This is a genomic window from Mesorhizobium sp. M7D.F.Ca.US.004.01.2.1 (assembly GCF_003997785.1).
Taxonomy (GTDB): Bacteria; Pseudomonadota; Alphaproteobacteria; order Rhizobiales; family Rhizobiaceae; genus Mesorhizobium; species Mesorhizobium loti.
In genome coordinates, this window is the sequence record NZ_RZRQ01000712.1 from 1 (window position 1) to 825 (window position 825).

Sequence of the window (825 nt, forward strand, 5' to 3'; positions counted from 1 at the left end):
ACGAAGACATTGGGCTGGATAGATTGATCGGCGCCGACCCTGATGCCGCCATCGATGGACGCCGCCTGCTGCGCGCCGTCTGTGACGGCCGGACGTTTGTCGAACTCGGCCACCGGGACGGCCTCATCGTAGCGCTTGCCAGAATCGGCGGTCGTGCGATCGGCGTTCTGGCTAGCGACTCAGCGGCGATGTCCGGTGTGCTCGATGCAGCTGCACTGTCCAAGGCAACACTGCTGGTGCAGTTTTGTGCTCGCCACGATCTGCCGGTAGTCACACTCGCGGACAGCCCGGGCGTATTGCCGGACGGTCCGGCATTGGTCGCGCTGGGCAACCTGGTCCAAGCTTGGAGCGATTGTCCGGTTGCCGTGATCGGCCTGATTTCCAGGCGGGTGATCGGTGCCGCCGCTGCAGCCCTGTTGCCGTTGGTCGCCGCCAACCGAACCATCTTCCATTGGCCGGGAGCACGTGTCGGACTGCTTCGGGAAACAGTGCACCCACCAGGCGGTCAACAGATCGCGCCCCGCCACACGCGACGCGCCTTGGTCGCTGCCCTGCGTTCCGTCGGGGGAACAAGAGCGTGACACCGCTGTTTCGCAAGCTGCTTGTCGCCAACCGCGGTGAGATCGCCTGCCGGGTGATGCGTACGGCGCGCCGCATGGGCATCCGGACGGTCGCGATCTGGTCCGATGCGGACCGCGACGCCGCACATGTCGCCATGGCCGACGAGGCCTACCGCGTCGGTCCGCCACCCGCCGCGCAGTCCTATCTCGACATTGCTCGCATTATCGAAATCTGTATCGCCGCACAAGTCGATGCCGTGCATCC

At 65.5% G+C, this 825-nt stretch carries 2 protein-coding genes; both read left to right on the plus strand.

Annotated features, from left to right (window positions below; translation table 11 throughout):
* Window positions 1-581, plus strand: a 581-nt coding sequence (locus tag EN993_RS36360) for a carboxyl transferase domain-containing protein (RefSeq protein ID WP_206532497.1), incomplete at its 5' end; no start/stop codon positions are given.
* Between the two features lie 5 nt (window positions 582-586).
* On the plus strand, window positions 587-825 hold a 239-nt coding region (locus EN993_RS36365; RefSeq protein ID WP_281040602.1), incomplete at its 3' end, for a biotin carboxylase N-terminal domain-containing protein.